Genomic DNA, 22,887 nt, shown 5'->3' with positions numbered 1-22,887 from the left:
ACTTCGCCCCCGGGAACATCGGGCCCGCGACTCAGAAGCTCATCCGCAGCCCGGCCGTGACCGCCTGGGAGGTCAGGTTCTCGCGCAGGTCGGCCGCGTAGTCCGCGAAGACCGAGACGCCGCCGCGCAGGCCGAGCGTGAGCCCGGCGCCCAGCACCGCCGCGTCGCGCCCCGGACGGGCCGAGCGCACGCGGAACCCCGCGCCCGGCGCGCCCTGGAAGGCCGCGTTGGTCAGCGCGGCCCCGTCGGCCAGCTCATGCGCCCAGGCGAGGCGGAAGACCGGCGTCAGGCTCACGCCGTCCCAGGCCGTGGCGAAGCGCCGCTGCGCGGTGACGCCCAGGCTGCTGCGGACGCTGTCCAGCGCGCCGCTCCGCACGTTCAGCCCGAGCGAGCCCGCCCCCGTCTCGGCCAGCGCGCCGCGATCCACGCGCTCGGCGCGGAGGGCCAGGCTCGGCTCCAGCGCCCAGCCCCGCCGCTCGAAGCGGAGGCCGGCCCGCAGCCCGCCGCCCACGGCGCCGCCATCCGCCGAGCCCAGGGCGCTGCGGCCGAAGCTGGCGAGATTCCGGCGGGTGCGGTCATGCGCCCAGCCGCCGCCGACATCCGCCTCGGCGAAGAGGCCGGAGGCGTCGGACCAGCCGCCATAGATCGCGAAATGCACCGCGTCGGAGTCGATCCGCCCGCCCGCGCGGGGCGTCAGCGTGCCGGAGGTGAAGCCGATGGCCGCGCCCAGCCGCCAGCTCGCGCCCAGCCGCATGTCCATGCCGGCCGCGACGCCGCCCATGGAGCCGCTGAAGCCGCTCGCATGGCCGTCCCCGCCCAGCCGCAGCATGGGCTGGCCCAGCGCCTGGATCCAGGCGGTGCGCTCGCCGCCGGACACGCTGGTCGATTGCCGGTCGGCGAGGCCGCCGCGCCCGGCGGCCAGCTGCCCGGCGATGGCGCCGGAGAAGAGCCGCCGCGACTCCATCCGCCCGGTCAGCCCGTCGCCGTAGGCCGAGCCGGAGAGCTGGTCGAGCGCGGTGCCGAGCTGGCCCGCGGACATCTGGTACAGGGTGTTGAAGACCTCGCCGACCTCGCCCGCCAGGCGCGGTCCTGCGGCCGGCCGGAAGGCGTCGAGCCCCGCGCCGGCGGCGGCGGCATTGGCCGTCCCGCCCAGCGCGGCGTAGCGGGCCGGCGTCGTCACCAGGGCCACGGCATTCGTGCCGTAGAGGGCGTCGAAGCGCGCGTTGGCGGGCAGGCCGGAGGCGGGCTGCGCGATGCCCGAGAAGGAGCCGAGCACGCCGCCATCGGCCTGCACGATGGTGAAGGCCTGGCCGAAGGCCGGCGTGAAGGCATTGGTGGCGGAGCCCGGGATGCCGCGCAGCTGCGGCACGATCTGGCCGGCGGCGGTGAAGCTGTTCCCCACCCCCGTGACCACCACCCGGTCGTGATTCCCGGCGCCGGTCCCGGTGCCCGGCCCGTCCACCTCGATGGCCAGGGCCGCGCCGGGCAGCATCACCACCGGCGCGGTGAAGGTGAGCGTGCCGGGCGAGCTGCCGGGCGCGATCGTGCCCGCCACCGCCGTCGGCGCGTTCACGACGCCGTTGCCCGCCAGCGTGGCGCCCGAGCCGATGGCCAGCGCCGGAGCGGTCAGCGTGCCGTTCACCGAGAGCGTGCCGGAGGCCGCGACCACGATCTGGCTGCTGGTCGTGTCCCCGGCCAGCTGGAACCTGCCCGCGCCGACATGCGCGACGGGCCCCAGGAAGCTGGTGGGCCCGTTCAGCTGGATGACGAAGCCCGCGCCCGTGTCGAAGGTGCCGCCCGCCGCGGCCACGGTCACCGGCCGCTGCGAGGTGATGTTGCCCAGCGCCCGCAGCGTGCCGCCGGAGAGGGTCAGCCCCGCCGTCGCCGCGCCCAGGGCCGCATCGGCATTGACGGCCAGGACCGTTCCCGCCCCGACCAGCGTGCCGCCCGAATGGGTATTGGCGCCGGTCAGCGTCACGGTGCCGCCGCCCCCGACCGTCAGCGCGCCGCTGCCCGAGATGACGCCGGAGAGCATCGACGCCTGCCCATTCCCCGAGATGGCGCCGCCCCCCTGGCCGAGCACGACCGGGAGCGCCAGGTTGAAGCCGCTGCCGGCCGTGCTCGCGCCCAGGATGCCGCCGGCCAGGGTCAGCGCGCCGGTGCCGAGCTCCCGCCCGGTCACGATCGAGAGCGTGGTGCCCCCGGTCACCGTGGTGCCGCCGGTGTAGCCGCCGGGGCCGGCGAGGTTGAAGGTGCCGCCGCCGGCCAGCGTCAGCGCGGCATGGCCGTTGATGCCGCCGGTGAAGCCCGCCGTGCCCGCGCTTTGCAGCGTGGTATCGGCCAGCAGGACGCTCGGCAGGCTGGAGAAGAAGGTGGCCGGCAGCGCCACGTTGCCCTGCAGCGCCAGCCCCGCCGCGACGCGCCCGGCGGCGGCGGCGGGCGCCAGCCGGTAGCCGATGAAGCCGTTCCCCGCGTCGAAGATCACGTCGAAGCTGTTGAGGAAGTGCCGGCCGGTGTTCACGAAGGCGTTGGAGCCGCCGGAGACCGTGATGTTCTGGGGCGTCAGCGGCGTGTTCTGCACCAGGTCGCCGCCGGCCCCGTTCTGCACGGTGAAGCTGTAGCTCAGGAAATCCGCCGCCCCGCCGGGCAGCGTGATGCCGACCACCGTGCCGTCGGCCACCGCCTGCGAGGGCACGAGCCCGGTGCCGGGAAGCGCGTGGAGGAACATGCCGCCGATGCCGGTATCCACCAGCGCGGTTCCCTGCCCGGTGACGCCGTTGACGCTCACCGCGCCCGGGGCCGCCTGCCATTCGTGCGCATAGGTGGCGGCCGGCAGCAGCTTCACGAAGGCGGCGCCGGCGGTCTCGGCGGCGCTCAGGCCGAGCGTCACGCCGCCGCGGCTGACGATATAGCCGTTGTGCCAGCCGGAAGGCAGGCTCTGCAGGCTTCCGCCCACCGTCGCATGGGTCAGGTTGAGGAGCGGGTTCTTGTCCGGCGTGCTCTGGGGCTGGTGATCGGCCTCGCGACCGAAGCCCACCCCCATCATGGCAACGCCCGTCGGGCTCGTCGTGGCCGTGCAGTGGCGCGCGCCCGGGACGCACCTGATCTCGGTCACCTGCAGCACCGGGACCCGCGCGATCGCGACCACGGTGCCGTCGGCCCCCTTGATGGACACGTCGGTCAGCCACCAGGTGCCCAGGTTGCGCTGGCCGCTGCTGCTGTAGGTCAGCTCGCCGGCGCCCATGTTGATGGCGCCCGGCCCCGGGGTGAAGTTCTCCGGCGAGGCCACGATCCCGGTCGAGCCGGTGTCCATGGTGAAGGCGGCCGCGGAGGGAGTGAAGCCGGCGAAGTCGAGCATGATCGACGGCGAGAAGTTCAGATGCGTGTTGGTGGCGGCGTTGTGGAAGGACACGAAGGCGCTCTGCCCGCCGTCATAGAGGCTCCAGCCCTGGGCCCATCCGGGCGGCGCCTGGCAGGCCAGCAGGCCGATGGCGAAGGCGGCGGTGGCGGTCTTGCGGGAAACGGTCGGGGCGGCGGGACGGGCGGCGCGGCGACGAGGCATGGAAGTCCGGATCTCGCGATTGAATTCAGCGCAAATCTGATGACCTGTGCGGAAGTTCTGCAACCTGGGATTGCAGGAATTTTCCCGGAAGTTGCAGCATCGCAACAGGTGCCGGAACGGGGAAGGATGCCCGTCGCGGGCGGCGTCAGCGGCCAGGCGAGAGGCGGGTTCCGCTCTCCAGCACCGTTCCACCGGCATGGCGGGCCTCGCCGGAGAGCCGGAAGGTGCCGCCGCCCGCCAGGACCAGCCGCCCCGGCCCCGAGACGCCGCCCCCCAGCTCGACATGGCCGGAGCTCGCCAGCCGGGTCTCGTCCAGCAGCGTGACGGGCAGGCTGGACCGGAAGCCGTCGGGCAGCGTCACGGGCCCCCGCAGCGCCAGGCCCGGGACGACCTGGCCCGCCGCGGAGCCGCGCGCCGGGCGGTAGCCGACGAAGCCGTTCGCCGGATCGAAGATCACCTCGAAGGCGTTCAGGAAGAAGCGCCCGGTGTTCACGAAGACCGCGTTGCCATGCGCCACCGTCACGCGCGCCGGCGTCAGCGGCGTGTCCCGCGCGAGGCGGTCGCCCGGGCCGTGCCGCAGGGTGAAGCCGTAGCGCAGGAAGGCGGCGCCGCCGCCGGGCAGGGTCAGGCCGATCGTCGTTCCCTCGGGCACGGGCTGCGCGGGCGCGAGGGGCGTGCCGGGCGGGGGCTGGAGGAACATCGAGCTCACGCCGGTGTCCACCAGCGCGCTGCCCTGTCCGGCGACGCCGCCGATGGCCAGCTCGCCCGGCGGCGCCTGCCATTCGCCCGGAAGGGCGGGATCGGGGAGGAGCTTCACGAAGGCCGCGCCTTCCGTCCGCTCGGGCGAGAGGCCGAGCGCGACGCCGTCGCGGCTCACGGCATAGCCGGCATGCCAGGCCGCGGGCAGCTCCTGCAGGCGGCCCTCCACCCGGAGGCGGCGGAGGTTGATGAGCGGGTTCCGGTCGGGCGTGCCCTGCGGCTGGTGGTCGGCCTCGCGGGCGAAGCCCACGCCCATCATGGCGACGCGGGTGGGGCTTTCGCTCGGCTCGCAGTCGCGGGCCCGCGGCAGGCAGGTGATGCGGGTCACCTGGAGCACGGGCACCTGCGCGACGGCCATCACCTCGCCATCGGGGCCGCGGATCTCGACCTGGCTGCGCCACCAGGTGCCGTGGTTGCGGCGGCCGGAGCTGCTGTAGGTCAGGGTTCCCGGCTCGACCGCCACCGCCCCGGGGCCGGGCTGGAAATTGTCGGGCGAGGCGATGATGCCCGTGGAGCCGGTGTCCATCGTGAAAGCCGCGATGGCCGGCGTGAAGCCCGGGAAGGACAGCGCCAGCGAGGGCGAGGCCTCCAGGTCCTGGTTGCTGCCGGCATTGTGGAAGGGGACGAAGACGCTCCGCCCGCCCTCGTACAGGTTCCAGCCCTGCGCGGCCGCCGGCCCCCCGGCGAGGGCCCCCCAGGCCGCGAGGCCCAGCGCGGCCCGCCGGGGCGCGCGCCGCGGGGCGGTCCTGTCCTTGCCTTCCGGCGCCTCGGTCGTCATGCCCGCAACCCTCCCCCCTGGCCTTGGACGGCCCGGCCTTGCGGGTCTAAGCTCCCGCCCACACGATCAGGACCCCGCCGATGAACGAGATCTCGCGTCCGAACAACATGGACGCCTTCTTCATGCCCTTCTCGGACAACAAGTACTTCAAGTCCCACCCGCGCATGCTCGCGCGCGCCGAGGGCATGAGCTACTACACCCCCGAGGGCCGCGAGATCCTGGACGGCACGGCCGGCCTCTGGTGCAGCAATGCCGGCCATGGCCGCCGCGAGATCACCGAGGCCATCCAGAAGCAGGCCGCCATCCTCGACTTCGCGCCCACCTTCCAGCTCGGCCATCCGCTGGCCTTCGAGGCCGCGGCCCGCGTCGCCGACCTGACGCCGGGCGGGCTGGACCGCGTCTTCTTCACCAATTCCGGCTCCGAGAGCGCCGACACGGCGCTGAAGATCGCGCTCGCCTATCAGCGCGCGCGCGGCCAGGCCCAGCGCGTCCGCCTCGTGGGGCGCGAGCGCGGCTATCACGGCGTGGGCTTCGGCGGCATGTCGGTTGGCGGCATCGGCGGCAACCGCAAGCAGTTCGGCGCCATGCTCCCCTATGTGGACCACCTGCCGAGCACGCATCTCCCGGGCCAGAACGACTTCTCCAAGGGCCAGCCCGCCAAGGGCGCCTACCTCGCCGACGAGCTGGAGCGGCTGGTGAGCCTGCATGGCGACACCATCGCCGCGGTGATGGTGGAGCCGGTCGCCGGCTCGACGGGCGTGCTGGTGCCGCCCGCCGGCTATCTCGAGCGCCTGCGCGAGCTCTGCACCAAGCACGGCATCCTGCTGATCTACGACGAGGTCATCACCGGCTTCGGCCGCATCGGCACCCCCTTCGGCGCCGAGCGCCTGGGCGTGATGCCGGACATCATGACCATGGCGAAGGGCCTCACCAACGCCGCGGTGCCCATGGGCGCGGTCGCGATCAACGAGCATATCTACGACACCATCGTGAAGGGCACGGAAGCGGGCATCGAGTTCTTCCACGGCTACACCTATTCGGGCCATCCGCTGGCGGCCGCCGCCGCCATCGCGGCCATCGACATCCATGTCCGCGAGGACCTGCCGGGCCGGGTGAAGTCCATCGAGCCGTACTGGGAGCAGGCCTCCCACGCCATGAAGTCCGCGCCCAACGTGATCGACATCCGCAACTACGGCCTGATCGCGGGCATCGAGCTGAAGTCGCGCGAGGGCAGGCCGGGCGACCGCGCCACGCAGGTCTTCCGCCGGTGCTTCGACGACGGGCTGCTGGTGCGCGTGACAGGCGACATCATCGCCCTCAGCCCGCCGCTCATCGTCGAGAAGAGCCATGTGGACCGCATCTTCACCACCCTGGCGGATGCGATCCACAAGGAAGCCGCCTGAGACTGGGGCCTGAGACTGGGGCCTGAGACTGGGGCCTGAGACGCGGTCCGGTTCGCCCGAGCCGGACCGTCCAAACCGACCGAAGGCGCCGCTGGCGTCAGTGGCCGACCTGGTCCTTCAGGGCCCCGCCGACCTCGCCCTGGCGGGGCGACTTCTTCGAGGGTGTCTCGCCGGCCCTCTCGCTGTGCGGCTTCACCTCGTCGGCCTGCTTGCCGTTCGCGTCGGTGCTCCGGGTGTCGATGTCGCCCTTCTTCGAACTGCCGGGAATGGATTTTCCTTTGGTCATGGCGGCCTCCTCTGATGGAGCCTGTTCAACCCGTGGCGCGCGGAATCGTTGAAGCCGGGGACATTCGGACCGGAATTCCGGTCATGACCGGCGCATCTTTCGGCCCTGGTCATCCAGGTCGAGCAGGGCGCCGAGATCGCCCTCCGGTGGCTCAGCGGTCCTGCCGGAAATAGGGCCTGTCCTTGACCATCAGCAGCGCCACCGGCCAGGCCATCAGCCCCGCCCCGATCGCCACCGAGAGCGCCAAGGCGCCCCAGCCCACCTCCGCCACCGCGTAGCAGGCAATCCCCAGCGGGTAGAACAGCAGCACCGCCGAGATCAGCCCCGGCGAGAAGCGCCCGCCGAAGCGGATCGCCGGCAGGACGTGGAAGAAGGTCGCGTTGATCAGCATCAGCGCCGGAAAGGCCAGCGCCACCGCGGGCAGGTTCGGCGCCACCATCGCCGCCGCCGCCCCCAGCACCGCGACGACGGCGTTCACAACGTAGAAATTCGGCCATTCCGCCGGCAGCCCGAGCACGTTCTGCGCCCAGCCCCGCCAGTCGAGGGTGAATTCCTCGATGACATGGGCGGCATAGGCGGCCGTCGAAAGCCAGAGCAGGTCCTGGAGGGTCATGGCCCCAGGCTATGCGCCCCCCGCAGCCCTGGCCAAGCGGCACTTTGCCCTTTCGCGCCCCTGCACCATATTGCGCGCGAAGCCTTTTCGGAGTTCCACCAGATGAGCGACACCGCGCCCGTCCCCGTCACCGTCCTGACCGGCTATCTCGGCGCGGGCAAGACCACGCTGCTCAACCGCATCCTCACCGAGAACCACGGCAAGAAATTCGCCGTCGTGATCAACGAGTTCGGCGAGCTCGGCGTGGACAACGACCTCGTCGTCGATGCCGACGAGGAGGTCTTCGAGATGAACAACGGCTGCATCTGCTGCACCGTGCGCGGGGATCTGATCCGCATCCTCTCGGGCCTGATGAAGCGCCGCGAGAAGTTCGACGGCATCATCGTCGAGACCACCGGCCTCGCCGACCCGGCCCCCGTGGCCCAGACCTTCTTCGTGGACGAGGATGTGAAGCGCGCCACCAAGCTCGACGCCATCGTCACCGTGGTCGACGCCAAGCACCTGCTGGCCCGCCTGGACGACACCAAGGAGGCCGAGGAGCAGATCGCCTTCGCCGACCTCATCCTGCTCAACAAGATGGACCTGGTGAGCGAGGCGGAGGCCGTCGAGGTCGAACGCCGCATCCGCGCCATCAACCCCATGGTCGAGCTGATCCGCAGCACGAAATCCGACGCGCCGATCGACAGCGTCATCGGCCGCGACGCCTTCAACCTCGACCGCATCCTGGCCCGCGAGCCCGACTTCCTGTCCGGCGACGACGACCACGAGCACGACAGCGACATCAACTCGATCTCCTTCGAGGTGTCGCGCCCCATCGACCCGGAGAAGTTCAACACCTGGATGACCGACCTGCTGGCCGCCAAGGGGCAGGACCTGCTGCGCACCAAGGGCATCCTCGCCTATCCCGGCGAGGACCGCCGCTTCGCCTTCCAGGCCGTGCACATGATCGCCGACGGCGACTATATCGGCCCCTGGAAGGAGGGCGATCCGCGCAAGTCGAAGATCGTCTTCATCGGCCGCGACCTCAACCGCCCGCAGCTGCGGCGCGGCTTCGAGGCCTGCCAGGTGGACGCCGCCTCCTGATGTCGGACACCGATATCGAATACCTGCTGGCCGAGCGCGGCCTCTCCCGCCAGCTCGGCGCCTGGGTCATCGGCGCGGCCTTCGGGCGCGAGGGCCGCAGCCTGCATTTCGGCCTGGGCGACGGCAGCGTGCATGTGGTGGACCTCGCCGCCAGGGGCGCGGACTGGACCAGCGTCGAGGCCCATAAGGGCGCGGTCCTCTCGCTCTGCGCCGACGGCAAGGACGGCGCGCTGACGGGCGGCGACGACGGCCGCGTGATGCGCATCGCCCCGGACGGCACCGTCACGGAGCTGCAGAAATTCGGCAGCAAGTGGATCGAGCATGTCGCCTCCCACGAGAGCGGCATCCGCGCGGCCGGCGTGTCCAAGGCCGTGCATGTCATCGACGCCAAGGGCAACGTGCAAAAGTCGCTGGCGCATCCCTCTACGGTCGGCGGCATCGCCTTCGACACCAAGGGCAAGCGCATCGCGGCGAGCCACTACAACGGCGCCTCGCTCTGGTTCGTCGGCGCCAAGGAGGACCGGCCGCGCGTGCTCGACTGGAAGGGCAGCCACGCCGCCATCGCCATCCATCCGGACGGCTCGCATGTCGTGACCGCGATGCAGGAGATGGCGCTGCACGGCTGGCGCCTGGCCGATGGGCAGCACATGCGCATGTCGGGCTACCCCTCCAAGACGCACAGCATCTCCTTCACCTCCAAGGGAAAATGGCTGGCGACGAGCGGCGCGGAATCGGTCGTGCTCTGGCCCTTCTTCGGCGGCGGCCCCATGGGCAAGGCGCCCACCGAGCTGGCCGGCGGCGACGGCGTGATGTGCACCCGCGTCGCCTGCCATCCGCAGCACGAGATGGTGGCGGCCGGCTTCGAGGACGGGCTGGTCCTGCTCTCGGACATCAACAGCGGCCGCATCGTCCCCGTCGCCCCGCCGGGCGAGGGCGGGATCTCGGCGCTGGCCTGGAACGCCAACGGCACGCTGCTGGCCTTCGGCACCGAGAAGGGTTTTTCGGGAGTCCTGGACCTCTCGGCTAGAGCATGATCGCCGTAGGTGGAATCACCGGAGGCGTGAATCATGCGCTTAAACAACAAGCTAGAGCCTTTGCAGTGAGCCCTTGCGAACGGAGAAGGCTCTAAGTGAACGCGCCCGGAGGTTGACGTGGCGTCCGGATGGGCTTGCTCTCCAGCAAACCTTGGAAAGCAGGCCCGCCGGATGAACGTCCCCATCCTCACCACCAAGCACATGGCCATGCCGGCCCTCGGCCTCGGCACCTGGCCCATGAAGGGCGCCGATTGCGAGGAGGCGGTCTGCAGCGCCCTCGCCATGGGCTACCGCCACATCGACACGGCCGAGATGTACGGCAACGAGGACGCGGTGGGCGCCGCCCTCGCGCGGACCCATGTGCCGCGCGGCGAGATCTTCCTCACCACCAAGGTCTGGTGGGACAAGCCCGATGGCCCGGCCTTCCGCGCGGCGTTCGAGGGATGCCTGTCCCGGCTCAGGCAATCCTATGTGAATCTGCTGCTGATCCATTGGCCCTCGCCCGAGCTCGACCTGCCCTCCGTGCTCACCGCGATGGCGAAGATCCGCGAGGAGGGGTTGGCCCGCGCCGTGGGCGTGGCGAACTTCCCGACCGCCCTGCTGAAGCAGGCGCTGGCGCTGGACATCGTGCCCATCGCCTGCAACCAGGTGGAGCAGCATGTGATGCTGGACCAGCAGAAGCTGCTCGACATCACGCAGCCCGGGGGCATCGTGCTCACCAGCTACACGCCGCTGGGCAAGGGCGAGGTGCTGGATCATCCGGAGATGCGGCGCATCGCCGAGGAGCATGACGCGACGCCGGGGCAGGTGGCCCTGGCCTGGCTGCTCTCCAAGAACCTCGTCGCGGCGATTCCCAAGGCGCGCGGCATCGAGCGCCAGAGGGAGAATCTGGGCGCGGCGAAGCTGCGGCTCAGCGAAACGGATCTGGCGGCGATCGGCGCGATGCCCAAGGACAGGCGCTACGTGAACCCGGCCTTCGCCCCGGCCTGGGACCGCTGATCAGGCTTGCTGCGGCCCGGCGTCCCGGATCAAACTCCGCCCGCCGGGCCGGATGAAGAAATCCGGCCGCCGGCCCCTTGCGGCCCGCAACGACCCCCGGCATTCCGCGTTTGCGCGAGGTGCCGTGGCCCCCTCGTACAAGGATGCGGGCCGAGACGAGGAAAGGCGAAGATATGGCAGAACCGGACGATGACGGCGAAGATGTCGATCTCGGCATCAGCCTGGAGGTCGTCGCCACGGTCGTCGACCTCGCCCATGCGGTGCAGGAGGCCGGGGAGGCCAAGCTCGGCGACGACGACGACGACGAGGAGCTCGACGACGACGAGGACGAGGAGATCTCCGAGGAGATGCTCACCGACTACATCGACGAGCTGAACGAGGAGCAGCAGGTGGCGCTCATCGCGCTCGCCTGGGTCGGCCGCGGCGACTACGAGCCCGAGGAATGGCAGGAGGCGCTGAAGCTCGCCGCCGAGCGCAACGTGAAGGGCGACGCCAGCGCCTATCTCTCCGGCCTGGAGGGCCTGGGCGACCTGCTCTCCGAGGGCGTGGGCGCCTTTGGCCTGGCCATCGAGGAAGTGGACCGGTAAGGGCCCTCAGGCCCCGCGCGGGAAGATCGCTTCCTCGATCATCGCGCAGATCGCATGGCCGAGCACCTCGTGCCCCTCCTGGATTGCGGGGGTCGAGGCGCTCGGCACGCTCACGGTCACGTCGCAATGCTCCGCCAGCACGGCCGCACCCGGCCCGTTGCCGGTGAACCCCACGCCGAGGATGCCGCGCTCCCTCGCCGCCCGCATGGCGGCCAGGACATTGGGCGAGCGCCCCGAGGTGGTGAGGCCCAGGAGCACGTCGCCCGCCACGCCCAGCGCCTCCACCTGCCGCGCGAAGACGCGCTCGTAGCCGTAGTCGTTGCCGATGGCCGTCAGGATGGAGCTGTCCGTCGTGAGCGCGATGGCCGGCAGGCCCGGCCGGTCGTAGTGGAAGCGGCTGACCAGCTCGCCCGCCCAGTGCTGGGCATCGGCGGCGCTGCCGCCATTGCCGCAGATCATCACCTTCCGGCCCGCGCGGAGCGCGGCGATGCAGAGTTCCGCCGCGCGGGTCGCGGCCTCGATCATGGGCTGGTCCGCGGCCATGCGGCCCATCAGCGCCTGCGTGGCCCGCACCGCCCCCAGGATCGTCCTCGTCTCGCCCATGCCGCGCATCCTCACCGGTGACGCGGGCTCTATCGCCCCGATCCCGCCGAAAGGCCAGGGTCGGAGAGGAGAGAGGTCAGAGCAGGGCGGCGTAGCGCTCCAGCCAGTCGAGGTCGGGGCAGAGGAGGATCTCGTCGCGCCGGTCCGGGCGCAGCAGCGCGCGGCGCAGGGCCGCGTCGAGCGCGACGCCGTCGAGCAGCACCCGCGGCTCGTGCGCCGCGTCGAAGCCCACGGCATGCGGGAAGCCCGCGACGCAGGCCGAGAGCGCCGCATGCGGCCCTGCCGGGTCGGCCACCAGCTCGGTCAGGTCGAAATTGACGATCGTCAGCGTGCCGCGCTCCAGCAGCCAGGGCGCCATCTGGGCCGCCATCCGCGCGGCGCCGGGCCCGCCCAGGCGCAGCGCATCCAGCCGGCCCAGCCCCTCGCGGGCCAGGGCGGCCGGAATCTCACCGAGCGGCACGGCGCGCGAGGCGGCCCGCGAGAGCCCGTTGCCGGCCAGGTTCTCCGCCAGCGCCGCGGCCTTGCGCAGCGAATCCTCATGCGCGACCAGCGCCGCATGGCCCGGCGCGCCCGTGGCCAGCCCGAGCGTGGCGACGCCGATCCCCGCGCCGTCCTCGAGGATCACGCGGCCCTCGCCGCCATCGGCCCAGGCCGCGCGCAGCAGCCTGGCCCAGCGCGGCGCGAAGCCGGGGGCGGCCAGGAATTCCGGCTCGCGGCTGTCGCCCGTCAGCACCACCTCGCCGCCGGGCAGCCGCAGGACCCGGCTGCGCGGTCCCTCGGGCTGCGGCAGGCGGTGCGCGACGGGGGGGCTGGCCAGCAGCACCTGCCGCAGCACGCGCAGGCTCGGCGCGCGCAGCCGCAGCTCCTCGACGGCGTCGTCCGCAGGCGCGGCGCCGTCGCGCAGGATCAGCGCGGCCCGGGCCGCCTCGTCCGTCATCCGGCTCTCGATCCAGGAGCCGCGCTCCGGGAAGCCGGCCAAGGCGAGGCCGGCCATCTCCGGGCTGGTCAGGATCCCGTCCATCAGCCCCGCGACGCTGCCCGCGCCGCACCAGGCGTCGAGCACGGCGTCGCTCTCCGGGTCGCGGCCCAGCAGGAAGCGATAGGCCCAGCGGACCGTGGCGGGCTCCAGCCTTTCGGTCATGAGGGGTCTCCGCTCACGCCCAGCGCTCCAGCCAGCCGAGGTCGTGGCACAGCACCAGGTCGTCCACCCCGGCGCGCCGGTCCAGCACGGCATGCAGCAGCCAGGGCAGATCCGCGGCGGCGGCGAAGGGGAGGGGATCGCCCTCGTCGTCGAAGCCGACGAGATGGGGGAAGGCGGCGTGCCATTCCTCCAGCACGGCCAGGGGGTTCTCGCGGGCCGCCGTCATCAGCGTCCAGAGGTCGAATTCGGCGAGGACCATCGGCCGGTCGCGGCGGATGGCCTGGACGGCGCCGAGCATTGCCTCGGTCTCGTGGCCGGCCGCCGCGAGGCGCAGGAGATCGAGCCGGTCCAGCCCCTGCTCGGCCAGCACGCCGTCGAGCCGGCGGCGGGAGAGGTCGGCCCGCCCTGCCACGACCCGGTCCTCGGCGCCCAGCGCGGTCCCGGCGAAGCGGGTCTCGTGCAGCCCGTTGGCGGCAAGGTTGTGGCGCAGCAGCCCGGCCGCGTCGGGCTCCGGCTCGATGCCGAGGATCCAGGCGTGATAGGGCAGGGCCGTGCCCATCGCGATCGCCGCGAGGCCGCTTCCGGCATGGGCGTCCACCAGGACCCTTCCGGCGCCCCCGTCCGGGAAGGCGGCAGCGGCGACGCGGGCCAGCCGCTCGGTCCGCGGATCGGGCCGGCCTTGCGCCAGATGGGGCCAGGCGGGCTCCCGCCCCGTGGCGCGCAGCGTGCGGCGCTGGCCGAGCAGGCGGAATTCCGCCTCCCGGATCTCCGCCGGATGCCCGGCATCCTCGGCATCCACGATCGCGACGGGGGCCTGCTCCATGCGGATGTTTTCCGCGCTGGCGTCCGCAGCGTCAATCCACGGCCCTTCTATGCGATCTCGCGGATCAGCTTGCGTCGCACCGCCGTGCCGAAGGACTCGAAGTCCTCGGCCACGATCAGGAAGGCGCCGTCGCCGCCGATGACGTGCTGCTGGAAATACTGGTCGAGCGGGATCGAGGGCATGCGGCCGAAGGTCGGCCGGTCGTTCACGATGGGCAGGCCGTTGATGACGATGCCCTCGGCCACGGCCTCGTCGCGCGCCGATTCCGCCGGGCGGCCGGAATTGTTCACCCCGTCGCCCGAGACGTCGATGACGCGGCGCGTGGCCTCGTAGGGCGCCTCGGCCAGGGTGCGGCGGGCGAAGTCGATGCCGCCCGAGATGGAGGTCCAGGAGAGCGAGTTGCGCGGCGCCTCGGCCAGCGCGGAGGACCAGGCGTCGGCGTCGCCCTGGCCGGCGATGCGCGTCCAGGGGATGACCAGCCGCTGGTACTCGAAGCCCGCCCATTCGACATAGGCGAGGCCGATGGCGCCGATCATGCCGCGGCGGACCACCTCCACCACGCGCGGGTCGCTCACCGCGCTGCGGTAGCCCTCGCGCTGGAGCCGGGCCTCGTCCTCGTCGATCGAGCGGCTGACATCCACGGCGAGAACCAGGAGCACGTCCACCGGCTCGGTCTCGGCCCGCGCGGGAGAGGCGGCCCAGAGGGCGGGCGCGGCGGCGGTGGCGGCGAGGAGAGAGCGACGGCGCATGGCGACGGACTCCACGAGGGAGTCCGCATGGAACCGCTCATTACGCCGTCAATGCAATCCCTAGTTGCGCTGCACTAAAGAGCGCCGACGACCGCCTCGGCCACCCGGTCCACCTCGCCCTCGGTCAGGTAGGGGTGCATGGGCAGCGACATCACCTGGTGGCAGAGCGCCTCGCTGACGGCCAGCGCGGGCGCCGCGGCCAGGCCCGCGGCATGGGCGGCCCGGTAGGCCGGCTGGTGGTGCAGCGGCTTGGGATAATAGACGCCGAAGGGGATGCCCTCCGACTTGAGCGATGCCTGCACGCGGGCGCGCTGCTCGGCGTCGGCAAGGCGGATCGTGTAAAGGCCCCAGGCGCTCTGCGCCTCGTTGGAGATGCGCTGGAGGGCGACCTTGCCGGTCAGCCGGGCCGCGTACCAGGAGGCGACCTTGGCGCGGTCCTGCAGCTCCTGCGCGAAGAGATCCATCTTGCACAGCAGGATGGCGGCCTGGAGCGTGTCGAGGCGCCCGTTCATGCCGGTGCGCAGCACCTCGTAGCGGCCGCCGCCCTCGCCATGGGTCCGCAGCGAGCGGTAGAGCTCGGCCTTCTCGGCGCTCTCGGTCAGCATGGCGCCGCCGTCGCCGTAGCAGCCCAGCGTCTTGGTCGGATAGAAGCTGAGCGTGGTCACGTCGGCGTGGCGGCCGAGCGCCTTGCCGTGCAGCGTGGCGCCGAAGGCCTGGGCGGCGTCGTCCAGCGTGACCATGCCGTGCTTCTGCGCGAGGGCGTTGAGCGCGGGCCAGTCGGCCGGTAGGCCGAAGAGGTCCACGCCGACGATGGCGCGGGGCTTCAGCCTGCCCTCCTTCAGCACCAGCCCGATGCGGCGCTCCAGGTCGGCGAGGTCGATGTTGAAGGTGTCCGGGTCGACGTCCACGAAGACGGGCGTGGCGCCCAGCACCAGCGGCACCTCGGCGGTGGCGGTATAGGTGAAGGCCGGCAGGAAGACCGCGTCGCCCCGGCCGATGCCCTCGGCCATCATGGCGATCTGCAGCGCGTCCGTGCCGGAGGAGACGCCGACGGCATGGCCGCAGCCGGCGAAATCCGCCAGCCGCTTCTCCAGCTCGGCGACCTCGGGCCCGTTGATGAAGCGGCCGGAGGAGAGGACATGCGCGATGCGCCGGTCCAGCTCGGGCCGGATCAGCGCCTGCTGGGCCTGCATGTCGAAGAGCGCGATGGGGCGGGTCTGGTCGTTCATGGGCGCCTTGGTGCGCCGCGGGGCGGGACGGATCAAGACCCGGCCGATTCAACTGGTGTGACGAAACGCTACCGGCGCGGTCGGGCGCCCGGGCTTCAGCCGCCGCCCTTCTGGCCCACCGTCGCCGCGTCCTGGTGATCGAATTCCGGCACGAGCCGCGAGAGCTGCGCCAGCGCCAGCCGCCCGTGCCCCCCGCGCGCGGCGGTGGCGATCTCGTCCAGCGCCCGCGCGACCAGCGCCGCATCCGCCGTGCGCGGCGTCGCCACCAGCAGGCCCGGGAACTGCGTCGGCCGCGGCGGCTCCTGCCCGTGGAACATCTCCTCGAACAGCTTCTCGCCGGGGCGCAGGCCGGTGAAGCGGATCTCCACATCCTCGTCCGGCCGCAGCCCCGCGAGCCGGATCATCCGCCGCGCGAGATCCACGATCTTCACCGGGCTGCCCATGTCGAGCACGAAGATGCCGCCCTCGCGCAAGGCATCCTTCAAGTCGGCCGCGCCGGACGCGGCCTGCGGCGGCGGCGCATCGTCGCGGTCCACGGCGCCGACCACGGCCGCCTGCAGCACCAGCCCCACCGCCTCGCGCACCGTCATGAAGTAGCGGCGCATGTCGGGATGCGTGACGGTCAGCGGCCCGCCGCGCTCCAGCTGCCGGCGGAAGAGCGGCACGACGGAGCCCGTGGAGCCCAGCACATTGCCGAAGCGCACCGTGATGCAGCGCATGCCCTGGCCGGTCTGCCGCGCCTCGCGATCCAGCGCCTGGCAATACATCTCGGCCATGCGCTTGGACGCGCCCATCACGCTGGTCGGGTTCACCGCCTTGTCGGTCGAGATGAAGACCATCAGCGAGCAGCCCGCCGCCCGCGCCGTGTCGGCCACGATGCGCGTGCCGTGCGCGTTGGTGAGCAGGCCCTCCAGCGGGTCGTTCTCCACCATCGGCACGTGCTTCAGCGCGGCGGCGTGGAAGACCAGCTCCGGCCGGAACTCCTCCATCAGCCGGCGCATCCGCGCCTCGTCGCGCACATCGGCCAGCACCGAGCGGCGGACGACGTTCGGATGCCGCTCCGACAGCTCCAGGTCGATCTCGTAGAGCACGTATTCGCCGTGATCGAGCAGCGTCAGCACCGAGGGCCCGAGGGCAGCCACCTGCCGCGCCAGCTCGCCGCCGATGGTGCCTCCGGCGCCCGTCACCAGCACGCGCCGGCCCTGGACCAGCCGGGCCATGCCCTCGCGGTCCAGCGGCACCTGCGGGCGGTCCAGCAGCTCCTCGATGGAGACGGGGCGGAGGCTGATCTTCGTCGCGTCCTGCGGCCGCGCCGCCTGGCCGAGCATGGTGGGCTGCGGCGCGCGGCGGATCGGCACCCCATGATGGTCGGCCGCGTCCAGCAGCGCCTCCAGCATGGGGCCGTTCAGGTCGGGCGAGGCCAGCACCAGCAGGGCAGGGAGCCGCCCCTCGGCGCGCAGGCTCTCCAGCACCGCATCCGTCTCCTCGATGGTGCCGAGGATGGGGTGCCCCTGGATGCGCCGCGCCACCTGCCGCGAGCGCCGGGCCAGGATGCCCTGCACGCGATAGGCGGGCTTCCGCTCCTGCTCCAGCGCGCGGATGAAGAGGTCCGCCTGGTCCACGCCGCCCACCACGAGGACCGGCTGGGTATCGCCCTCCTCGGCGATGCGGCGGATGGTCCGCAGGCGCGCGTTGAGCCGCGGGATGCCGAGCAGCCCGGTCACCGCCATGGCGTGCAGCGCCGGGAAGGCCAGGTTGGGCGAGTGCCAGGCGCCGAGCAGCCACAGCGCCGCCGTGAAGATCGCTGCCGCGCCGATTGCGGCGCCGAGCACGGCCAGCAGGTCCCGCACGCCGGAATAGCGCCAGTATTGCTGCGGCAGGCCCAGCGCCCAGGCGGGCGCCAGCATGGACAGGGCCGCCAGCGGAATGCCGAGCCGCCACCAGCCGGGTTCCGGCCAGCTCCCCAGCCCCGCCAGGAGCAGCGCGACCGGCAGCGCGACGACGGCGAGCGCCGCGTCGAGCGAGAGGTTCATCAGGATTCGCGAGGAGGCCCTGGGCATCGCGCGGGTTATAGTCGCTCCGGCCCCGTGCTGGAACGCCGGGCGCGAAATGGCTGGTTCCGGGGTCTCAGCCATCCGCGCGGCCGCAGCCGAATCCGGGCCGCGGGCGCCTCACGCCCGCTTGCCCGGCAGGTCCGGAACGGCGGCCGCCGTTTCGTCCCTGGCCCGCCCCGGCGCCGTCAGCCCGCGATAGAGCTCCACCAGCCGCTCGGCCTCGGCCGCCCAGCCCCAGGGGCCGCGCGCGGCGCGCCAGCCCGCATCGCCGAGCCGGACGCGCGCCGCCCGATCGGTCAGGGCCGTGACGGCGGCGGCGATGCAGGCCGGGCTGCCCACATCCACCAGCACGCCGCAGCCGGCGCCGCGCACGATCCCGGCCACCCCGGTCGCGAAATCCGGCGCGATGACCGGCAGGCCGATCGCCATGCCGTCGAAGAGCTTGTGCGGCAGGGCCAGCCGGTGGTTCTCCTCGCCCGGCTGGAAGAGGACGAGGTTCACATCCGCCTCGGCCGCCGCGCGGGCGAGGGCGGCCTCGGCGGGCATCCAGCCGGCGACCTCGATGCGCCCGGCGAGGCCGGCGCGCTCCGCCGCCTCCCGGAAATCCGCCTCGCTGCCGTCGGTGAAGCGGCCGATGACCAGGAGGCGGGTGCCGGCCGGCGCGAGCGCCATGGCCGCCAGCAGCTGCGGCCAGCCGCGCCTCACGCCGATGGCGCCGAGATGCAGCAGGGTAATGGGCCCGTCGCGATGCTCGCGGCGCGGCAGGCCCGCCGGCACCAGCGCATGGTTCCGCACGGCGACCAGGGGCGTGCGCGCCGTAAAATCCGCGGCCAGCCCCTCCTTGGCGAGGACCACCGCATCGGCCGCCCGCCCCATCGCCCGCATGGCGAGCCGCAGCGCCGCTCGCGCCACGGGCCGCAGCGCCGCCGGCAGCCGGCCGTCGAGGCGGGAGGGGTAGTGCTCGTGGACGTCGAGCACCACGCGGGCGCCGCAACGGGCACCGGCCAGCAGCGCCACGGCCCAGGAATCCGGCTCCGAGGCGTGGATCACGGCGGGGCGCAGCGCCACCGCGCGCCGATACAGCGCGGGCAGCCGGCGCAGCCGCGAGCGGCCGGCGACGGTATCGATCGCCACGCCCCCGACCGGCGGCAGGGGCCCGCCGGCCCCCGGACAGAGATGCATGACCCGCCAGCCGGCGGCGGCCAGCGCCGCCCCCTCCTTGCGGACGACGCGCATGTCGTCGGGCGGATGGGCCGCGGAGAGCAGCAGGATCATGCGGCGTCCCAGCCCGGCGCCGCGGCCGCGCGTGAGGTCGCGGCCCCCTCGGCGGCCGCCCCCTCGACGGCCGTCACGAAGCGCGCGGCGAGCAGCCGCCGGTCGAAGCGCCGGACCGCGAGATCCCTCGCCGCCCGGCCCATCGCCTCGCGCCGCCCGGGGTCGGCGGCGAGGCGGGACAGCGCGGCGGCGAGCGAGGCCGCGTCCGCGCAGGTCTCGCCCGCGCCGCCGGAGAGGATCCGCGCGGCCTCGCCCGGAACGTTGGACAGCACGGGCAGGCCGGCGGCGAGGTAGTCCATCAGCTTGTTCGGCGCCGTCCACTCGGCGAATTCGGGCAGGGGCGCGAGGCAGAGCAGCCCGGCCCGGCTGCCGGCGAGCAGCCGCGCCAGCTCCCGCTTGGGCAGGGGGTCGAGGAAGGTGACGTTGCCGAGCCCGCGCGCCGCCGCATCGGCCACCAGCGCCGGCCTCTCGCCGCCCTCGCCGACCAGGACCAGCCGCACCCGCCGCTCGCCCGCCGCGCGCAGCCGGGCCGCCGCGTCGAGCAGCAGCCCCAGCCCGTTCGCGCGGCCATGCGCCCCGGCATAGACGGCCAGCATCTCCTGGCTGCCCGCCGCCTCCGGCCGCCAGGGCGCGACCTGCGGGCCGAAGAGGTCGAGGTCGCAGCCCTGGGGGATGACATGCAGCCGTCCGGCCGGGGTGCCGCGGGCGAGCGCGGTGGCGCCGATCCCCTCGGTCAGGGCGACCACGGCCGAGGCGTTCCGGCAGGCCGCGCCGGCGAGGCGCTCCATGGCGGCGAGCAGGCCCGGCGCCCGCAGCCCCAGCGCGGCCGGCAGCTCCGGCCAGGGATCGCGGATCTCGAAGAGGAAGGGCGTACCCCGCAGCCGCCGCGCCGCCAGCGCCGGCAAGGCGACGGTCAGCGGCGTGGAGCTGGCGATCACCAGGTCCCATTCGCCGCGCGCCGCCATCCACCCGGCGCGCGCGGCATAGCGCAGGAAGGCGGCGGTCCGGGCCTTGAGGCTCATCGCATTGCCGCAGGGAATGGCGAATTCGACCAGTTCGAAGCCCGAGACGCGACCGGAGCGGCGTCCCCGGCGGAAGGGGCCGGAGAGCCCGGTCGCCGCCCCGGAGAATTGCCCGCAGGCCAGCGTCACCGCATGGCCGCGCTGCGCCAGGGCGCGGGCCATGGCATGGCTGCGCGTGGCCGTCGCGCCATCGGGCGTGGAGAAGTGCTGGTGCAGATAGAGGATGCGCAAGCTGGCGGCGCCGGCCTCAGCGATGCAGCGCACGGATGGCCGAGATGGCCCGGAACTGCTGCGGCACCGTCATCGCGCTCCCCGAGGGCAGGCAGAGTCCCTGCTCGAACAGCGCCGCCGCCACCTCGCCGCCGACCGAGGGCGCGTGCCGGAAGGCGGGCTGCAGGTGCAGCGGCTTCCAGACCGGCCGGCTCTCGATCCCCTGCTCCGCCAGCGCCAGGCGGATGGCCTCGCGGTCGCGGCCGAAGTGCTGCGGGTCGACCCGCATCGCGCTCAGCCAGCGCGTGGAGCGCGACCAGCCCGGCTCCGGCATGAAGGAGAGGCCAGGGAGCAGGCCCAGCGCGTCGAGGTAGCGGCCGAAGACCGCGCGGCGCGTCTCGACCCGCTCCTCCAGGCTCGGCAGCTGCGCCAGGCCGACGGCGGCGAGCACCGAGCTCATGGCATAGTTGAAGCCCGTCGTCTCGTGCTGATAGTGGGGCGCCGGCTCCTTGGCCTGGCTGGCGAGGTGGCGGGCCCGGGCGATCATGTCGCCATCGGCGGAGAGCAGCGCCCCGCCGCCGCCGGCCGTCACGATCTTGTTGCCGTTGAAGCTCACCGCCACGAGGTCGGCGCCATGGCCGGCCGGCCGGCCGTGCTGCCGCCCCCCCAGGGCGCAGGCGCTGTCGGAGAGCACCGGCACGCCCCAGCGGGCGCAAACGGCGCGGATCGCCGCCATGTCGGAGGGCTGGCCGTAGAGATCCGCCGGCACCACCACGCGGGGCAGCCGGCCGCGCCGCGCGGCGGCGGCGAGTTCCTCGCCCAGCAGCTGCGGGTCGAGCGTCCAGCTCGCGGGATCGACGTCCAGGAAGCGGGGCGTCGCGCCCATCTGCACGGCGGGGGCGATGGTGGCGACGAAGGTGAGAGTGCTGGTCCAGACCTCGTCGCCCGGCTCGACGCCCAGCAGCCGATAGCCCAGATGCAGCGCCGCGGTGCCCGAGCTCAGCGCCGCCGCATGGGGCAGCTGCATCGTCCCGGTCAGCGCGGCCTCGAAGCGGGCGAGGGTGGGGCCGGCGGGCGCGAGCCAGCCGGATTCCAGCGTCTCGCGCAGGGCGTCCATCTCGGTGCCGACGAGGTGGGGCGGCGAGAGGCGCAGCGGCGCCGGCATTTCGGGCCGCTCCCGCCGGAAGGGGAGGATCGGAGCTGAGGGAAGCGCAACGGAAGGTTGCACGGGCGCCATAAGGCTCACTCTCGCTGGACAGGACGAGGGTGAGCAAATCATTGATTGTTAAGGATTGCAAGTCATGCGTGCATTGCTGGCCAACGAAACAACCACGCATTTCACGGCATATTTACGCACCAGATATGGTCGGCCGCAGCCGGCGCCGTCGCACCGCTTGTGCTGGACCTCAGGCAGTGCCTGAGGTCTGACCGCGGCGATTTTGCCACAGTTGGACGAAATCGATGGGATTGAGCATCACCGGGGGGAAGCCGCCGCCGGCCGTCACATCGGCCAGGATGTTGCGGGCGAAGGGGAACAGCAGTCGAGGGCATTCGACCAGCAGCACCGGCTCCAGATGCTCCTGCGGCACGTTGACGGTGAAGATTCCGCAATAGGTCAGCTCGGCGATGAAGCACTGGGTGCCGTCTGCCGCCTTGGCGTCCGCCCGGATGATGAGCGAGATCTCGAAGACGTTCTCCCCCTCCTGGACCGGCCGGGCCTGGACGTCGAGCGCGAGGTCGACCCGCGGCTGCTCGCGCAGGGTGGCGAAGATGCCGGGGGCGCCGGGCACCTCGAAGGAGAGGTCCTTGGTGAACTGGATGTTGAGCGTCAGCGGCAGCGGCGGCTCGCCGTTGGGCGGGTTCGGGAGCTGGATCGGCTGGTCGGACATAGCGGCCCTCTGGGGAGATTGCGTCCGGCGGCGGCTACCACGCGGGCGGCCGGGCCGCCAGAGGATCCCGCAGGCCGGCCATTCGCGGCGGGACGGGCCCCGAGGCTTTGCGCGCTGCGGCATAAGGCCTATCTTATGCTGCGATGCCGTTGTCCTCCCCCTCTCCCCGGAAGCTCTCGCACCTGCGCGACATCTCGCTGCGCGGCTATGCGCGGGAGGACGGGCAGGTCGACATCGAGGCCCATCTCACCGACACCAAGACCTACGGCTTCCCCTCCGAGCACCGCGGCGACGTCCATCCGGGCGACCCGATCCACGGCATGTGGGTCCGCATGACGGTGGACATGGAGATGAGGATCACGGCCTGCGAGGCGGTGTCGGACCATACGCCCTTCGCCGTCTGCCCGGGCGCCACGCCGAATTTCGCGAAGCTGGCCGGGCTGACCATCGGCGCCGGCTTCAACCGCGCGGTCAACGAGCGGGTGGGCGGGGTGCTGGGCTGCACCCATCTGCGCGAGGTCATCGCCCAGATGGCGACGGTGGCCTTCCAGACCGTCTGGCCGATGCGCAAGCGCCAGCAGGACGAGCAGCGCCAGGCCGAGGCCGCCGGCGCGCCGCGCAAGCGCCCGCACCTCCTCGGCACCTGCCACGCCTATGCGCCGGACAGCCCGGTCGTCCGGAAGAAGTGGCCGGAATGGAGCGACCTGGCCGAGAGCGCCGCCGAGAAGACCGCGGGCTGATCCCGCCCGGTTGGCCATCGGCCCGCCACGCTTGATTTTTGCGGTCCG

20 protein-coding genes are annotated in these 22,887 nt (G+C 72.8%); 6 read left to right on the top strand and 14 right to left on the bottom strand.

Going from position 1 to position 22,887, the window contains the following annotated elements:
- Positions 1-31: 31 nt before the first annotated feature.
- Together EJV46_RS18730 and EJV46_RS22930 are read right to left on the bottom strand one after the other, a co-directional pair.
- Complete coding sequence (locus tag EJV46_RS18730; RefSeq protein ID WP_165585611.1) at positions 32-3,562, bottom strand: autotransporter outer membrane beta-barrel domain-containing protein; 3,531 nt, start codon at positions 3,560-3,562, stop codon at positions 32-34.
- 145 nt (positions 3,563-3,707) lie between these two features.
- Complete coding sequence (locus tag EJV46_RS22930) at positions 3,708-5,099, bottom strand: hypothetical protein (RefSeq protein WP_165585610.1); 1,392 nt, start codon at positions 5,097-5,099, stop codon at positions 3,708-3,710.
- 80 nt (positions 5,100-5,179) lie between these two features.
- Here EJV46_RS22930 and EJV46_RS18725 point away from each other — a divergent pair, with 80 nt between their 5' ends.
- On the top strand, positions 5,180-6,502 hold the full coding sequence (locus tag EJV46_RS18725) for an aspartate aminotransferase family protein (protein WP_131550235.1): 1,323 nt from the start codon (positions 5,180-5,182) through the stop codon (positions 6,500-6,502).
- Between the two features lie 97 nt (positions 6,503-6,599).
- Here EJV46_RS18725 and EJV46_RS18720 read toward each other — a convergent pair whose 3' ends face one another.
- Positions 6,600-6,788 (bottom strand): hypothetical protein, encoded by a 189-nt coding sequence (locus EJV46_RS18720; protein WP_131550234.1) that lies wholly within the window; start codon positions 6,786-6,788, stop codon positions 6,600-6,602.
- A gap of 151 nt (positions 6,789-6,939) precedes the next feature.
- Entirely contained in the window at positions 6,940-7,401 is a 462-nt protein-coding gene (locus tag EJV46_RS18715) for an HXXEE domain-containing protein (protein WP_131550233.1), read from the bottom strand.
- 102 nt (positions 7,402-7,503) lie between these two features.
- Between EJV46_RS18715 and EJV46_RS18710 the strand changes: the two genes are divergently transcribed.
- The 4 genes from EJV46_RS18710 to EJV46_RS18695 all read left to right on the top strand — a co-directional run bounded on the left by EJV46_RS18710 (position 7,504) and on the right by EJV46_RS18695 (position 11,104).
- A complete protein-coding gene (locus EJV46_RS18710) occupies positions 7,504-8,484 on the top strand; it encodes a GTP-binding protein (RefSeq protein WP_131550232.1) in 981 nt (326 codons plus the stop codon).
- Positions 8,484-9,518, top strand: a complete 1,035-nt coding sequence (locus EJV46_RS18705; RefSeq protein ID WP_131550231.1) for a WD40 repeat domain-containing protein — start codon at positions 8,484-8,486, stop codon at positions 9,516-9,518. The genes EJV46_RS18710 and EJV46_RS18705 overlap by 1 nt, the downstream gene beginning before the upstream one ends.
- A gap of 171 nt (positions 9,519-9,689) precedes the next feature.
- Positions 9,690-10,517 carry an aldo/keto reductase gene (locus EJV46_RS18700; protein WP_131550230.1) on the top strand — a complete coding sequence of 276 codons (828 nt, stop codon included), beginning with the start codon at positions 9,690-9,692 and terminating at the stop codon, positions 10,515-10,517.
- Between the two features lie 173 nt (positions 10,518-10,690).
- Complete coding sequence (locus EJV46_RS18695; protein WP_240782648.1) at positions 10,691-11,104, top strand: DUF3775 domain-containing protein; 414 nt, start codon at positions 10,691-10,693, stop codon at positions 11,102-11,104.
- A 6-nt stretch (positions 11,105-11,110) separates the two neighbouring features.
- Here the strand turns inward: EJV46_RS18695 and EJV46_RS18690 are convergent, their stop codons facing one another.
- The 10 genes from EJV46_RS18690 to secB form a co-directional block, all read right to left on the bottom strand.
- On the bottom strand, positions 11,111-11,707 hold the full coding sequence (locus EJV46_RS18690; RefSeq protein ID WP_206020873.1) for a D-sedoheptulose 7-phosphate isomerase: 597 nt from the start codon (positions 11,705-11,707) through the stop codon (positions 11,111-11,113).
- A 76-nt stretch (positions 11,708-11,783) separates the two neighbouring features.
- Positions 11,784-12,848, bottom strand: a complete 1,065-nt coding sequence (locus EJV46_RS18685) for a hypothetical protein (protein ID WP_131550228.1) — start codon at positions 12,846-12,848, stop codon at positions 11,784-11,786.
- A gap of 13 nt (positions 12,849-12,861) precedes the next feature.
- Complete coding sequence (locus EJV46_RS18680) at positions 12,862-13,671, bottom strand: hypothetical protein (RefSeq protein WP_131550227.1); 810 nt, start codon at positions 13,669-13,671, stop codon at positions 12,862-12,864.
- Between the two features lie 47 nt (positions 13,672-13,718).
- Positions 13,719-14,420 (bottom strand): DUF1194 domain-containing protein, encoded by a 702-nt coding sequence (locus EJV46_RS18675; protein ID WP_131550226.1) that lies wholly within the window; start codon positions 14,418-14,420, stop codon positions 13,719-13,721.
- Positions 14,421-14,494: 74 nt separating this feature from the next.
- Complete coding sequence (locus tag EJV46_RS18670) at positions 14,495-15,649, bottom strand: DegT/DnrJ/EryC1/StrS aminotransferase family protein (protein ID WP_131550225.1); 1,155 nt, start codon at positions 15,647-15,649, stop codon at positions 14,495-14,497.
- A 95-nt stretch (positions 15,650-15,744) separates the two neighbouring features.
- Positions 15,745-17,682 (bottom strand): nucleoside-diphosphate sugar epimerase/dehydratase, encoded by a 1,938-nt coding sequence (locus tag EJV46_RS18665; RefSeq protein WP_240782647.1) that lies wholly within the window; start codon positions 17,680-17,682, stop codon positions 15,745-15,747.
- A 138-nt stretch (positions 17,683-17,820) separates the two neighbouring features.
- A complete protein-coding gene (locus EJV46_RS18660) occupies positions 17,821-18,978 on the bottom strand; it encodes a glycosyltransferase (protein ID WP_131550223.1) in 1,158 nt (385 codons plus the stop codon).
- On the bottom strand, positions 18,975-20,231 hold the full coding sequence (locus tag EJV46_RS18655) for a glycosyltransferase family 4 protein (RefSeq protein WP_131550482.1): 1,257 nt from the start codon (positions 20,229-20,231) through the stop codon (positions 18,975-18,977). The genes EJV46_RS18660 and EJV46_RS18655 overlap by 4 nt, the downstream gene beginning before the upstream one ends.
- A 16-nt stretch (positions 20,232-20,247) precedes the next feature.
- On the bottom strand, positions 20,248-21,375 hold the full coding sequence (locus tag EJV46_RS18650; protein ID WP_131550222.1) for a DegT/DnrJ/EryC1/StrS aminotransferase family protein: 1,128 nt from the start codon (positions 21,373-21,375) through the stop codon (positions 20,248-20,250).
- Positions 21,376-21,616: 241 nt separating this feature from the next.
- Entirely contained in the window at positions 21,617-22,099 is a 483-nt protein-coding gene (gene secB / locus EJV46_RS18645) for a protein-export chaperone SecB (RefSeq protein ID WP_131550221.1), read from the bottom strand.
- Positions 22,100-22,242: 143 nt separating this feature from the next.
- Between secB and EJV46_RS18640 the strand changes: the two genes are divergently transcribed.
- Complete coding sequence (locus EJV46_RS18640; protein ID WP_131550220.1) at positions 22,243-22,839, top strand: DUF2889 domain-containing protein; 597 nt, start codon at positions 22,243-22,245, stop codon at positions 22,837-22,839.
- Positions 22,840-22,887: the final 48 nt, after the last annotated feature.

Origin of the sequence: Roseococcus sp. SYP-B2431 (assembly GCF_004336745.1) — a bacterium.
Lineage (GTDB): Bacteria > Pseudomonadota > Alphaproteobacteria > Acetobacterales > Acetobacteraceae > Roseococcus.
This window is presented reverse-complemented; position numbering and strand designations above follow the sequence as displayed.

Excerpts from the sequence above, each read along its gene's own strand:
- EJV46_RS18730 (WP_165585611.1), bottom strand. The coding sequence starts at position 3,562 with ATGCCTCGTCGCCGCGCCGCCCGTCCCGCCGCCCCGACCGTTTCCCGC.
- EJV46_RS22930 (WP_165585610.1), bottom strand. The coding sequence starts at position 5,099 with ATGACGACCGAGGCGCCGGAAGGCAAGGACAGGACCGCCCCGCGGCGC.
- EJV46_RS18725 (WP_131550235.1), top strand. The coding sequence starts at position 5,180 with ATGAACGAGATCTCGCGTCCGAACAACATGGACGCCTTCTTCATGCCC.
- EJV46_RS18720 (WP_131550234.1), bottom strand. The coding sequence starts at position 6,788 with ATGACCAAAGGAAAATCCATTCCCGGCAGTTCGAAGAAGGGCGACATC.
- EJV46_RS18715 (WP_131550233.1), bottom strand. The coding sequence starts at position 7,401 with ATGACCCTCCAGGACCTGCTCTGGCTTTCGACGGCCGCCTATGCCGCC.
- EJV46_RS18710 (WP_131550232.1), top strand. The coding sequence starts at position 7,504 with ATGAGCGACACCGCGCCCGTCCCCGTCACCGTCCTGACCGGCTATCTC.
- EJV46_RS18705 (WP_131550231.1), top strand. The coding sequence starts at position 8,484 with ATGTCGGACACCGATATCGAATACCTGCTGGCCGAGCGCGGCCTCTCC.
- EJV46_RS18700 (WP_131550230.1), top strand. The coding sequence starts at position 9,690 with ATGAACGTCCCCATCCTCACCACCAAGCACATGGCCATGCCGGCCCTC.
- EJV46_RS18695 (WP_240782648.1), top strand. The coding sequence starts at position 10,691 with ATGGCAGAACCGGACGATGACGGCGAAGATGTCGATCTCGGCATCAGC.
- EJV46_RS18690 (WP_206020873.1), bottom strand. The coding sequence starts at position 11,707 with ATGGGCGAGACGAGGACGATCCTGGGGGCGGTGCGGGCCACGCAGGCG.
- EJV46_RS18685 (WP_131550228.1), bottom strand. The coding sequence starts at position 12,848 with ATGACCGAAAGGCTGGAGCCCGCCACGGTCCGCTGGGCCTATCGCTTC.
- EJV46_RS18680 (WP_131550227.1), bottom strand. The coding sequence starts at position 13,671 with ATGGAGCAGGCCCCCGTCGCGATCGTGGATGCCGAGGATGCCGGGCAT.
- EJV46_RS18675 (WP_131550226.1), bottom strand. The coding sequence starts at position 14,420 with ATGCGCCGTCGCTCTCTCCTCGCCGCCACCGCCGCCGCGCCCGCCCTC.
- EJV46_RS18670 (WP_131550225.1), bottom strand. The coding sequence starts at position 15,649 with ATGAACGACCAGACCCGCCCCATCGCGCTCTTCGACATGCAGGCCCAG.
- EJV46_RS18665 (WP_240782647.1), bottom strand. The coding sequence starts at position 17,682 with ATGAACCTCTCGCTCGACGCGGCGCTCGCCGTCGTCGCGCTGCCGGTC.
- EJV46_RS18660 (WP_131550223.1), bottom strand. The coding sequence starts at position 18,978 with ATGATCCTGCTGCTCTCCGCGGCCCATCCGCCCGACGACATGCGCGTC.
- EJV46_RS18650 (WP_131550222.1), bottom strand. The coding sequence starts at position 21,375 with ATGCCGGCGCCGCTGCGCCTCTCGCCGCCCCACCTCGTCGGCACCGAG.
- secB (WP_131550221.1), bottom strand. The coding sequence starts at position 22,099 with ATGTCCGACCAGCCGATCCAGCTCCCGAACCCGCCCAACGGCGAGCCG.
- EJV46_RS18640 (WP_131550220.1), top strand. The coding sequence starts at position 22,243 with ATGCCGTTGTCCTCCCCCTCTCCCCGGAAGCTCTCGCACCTGCGCGAC.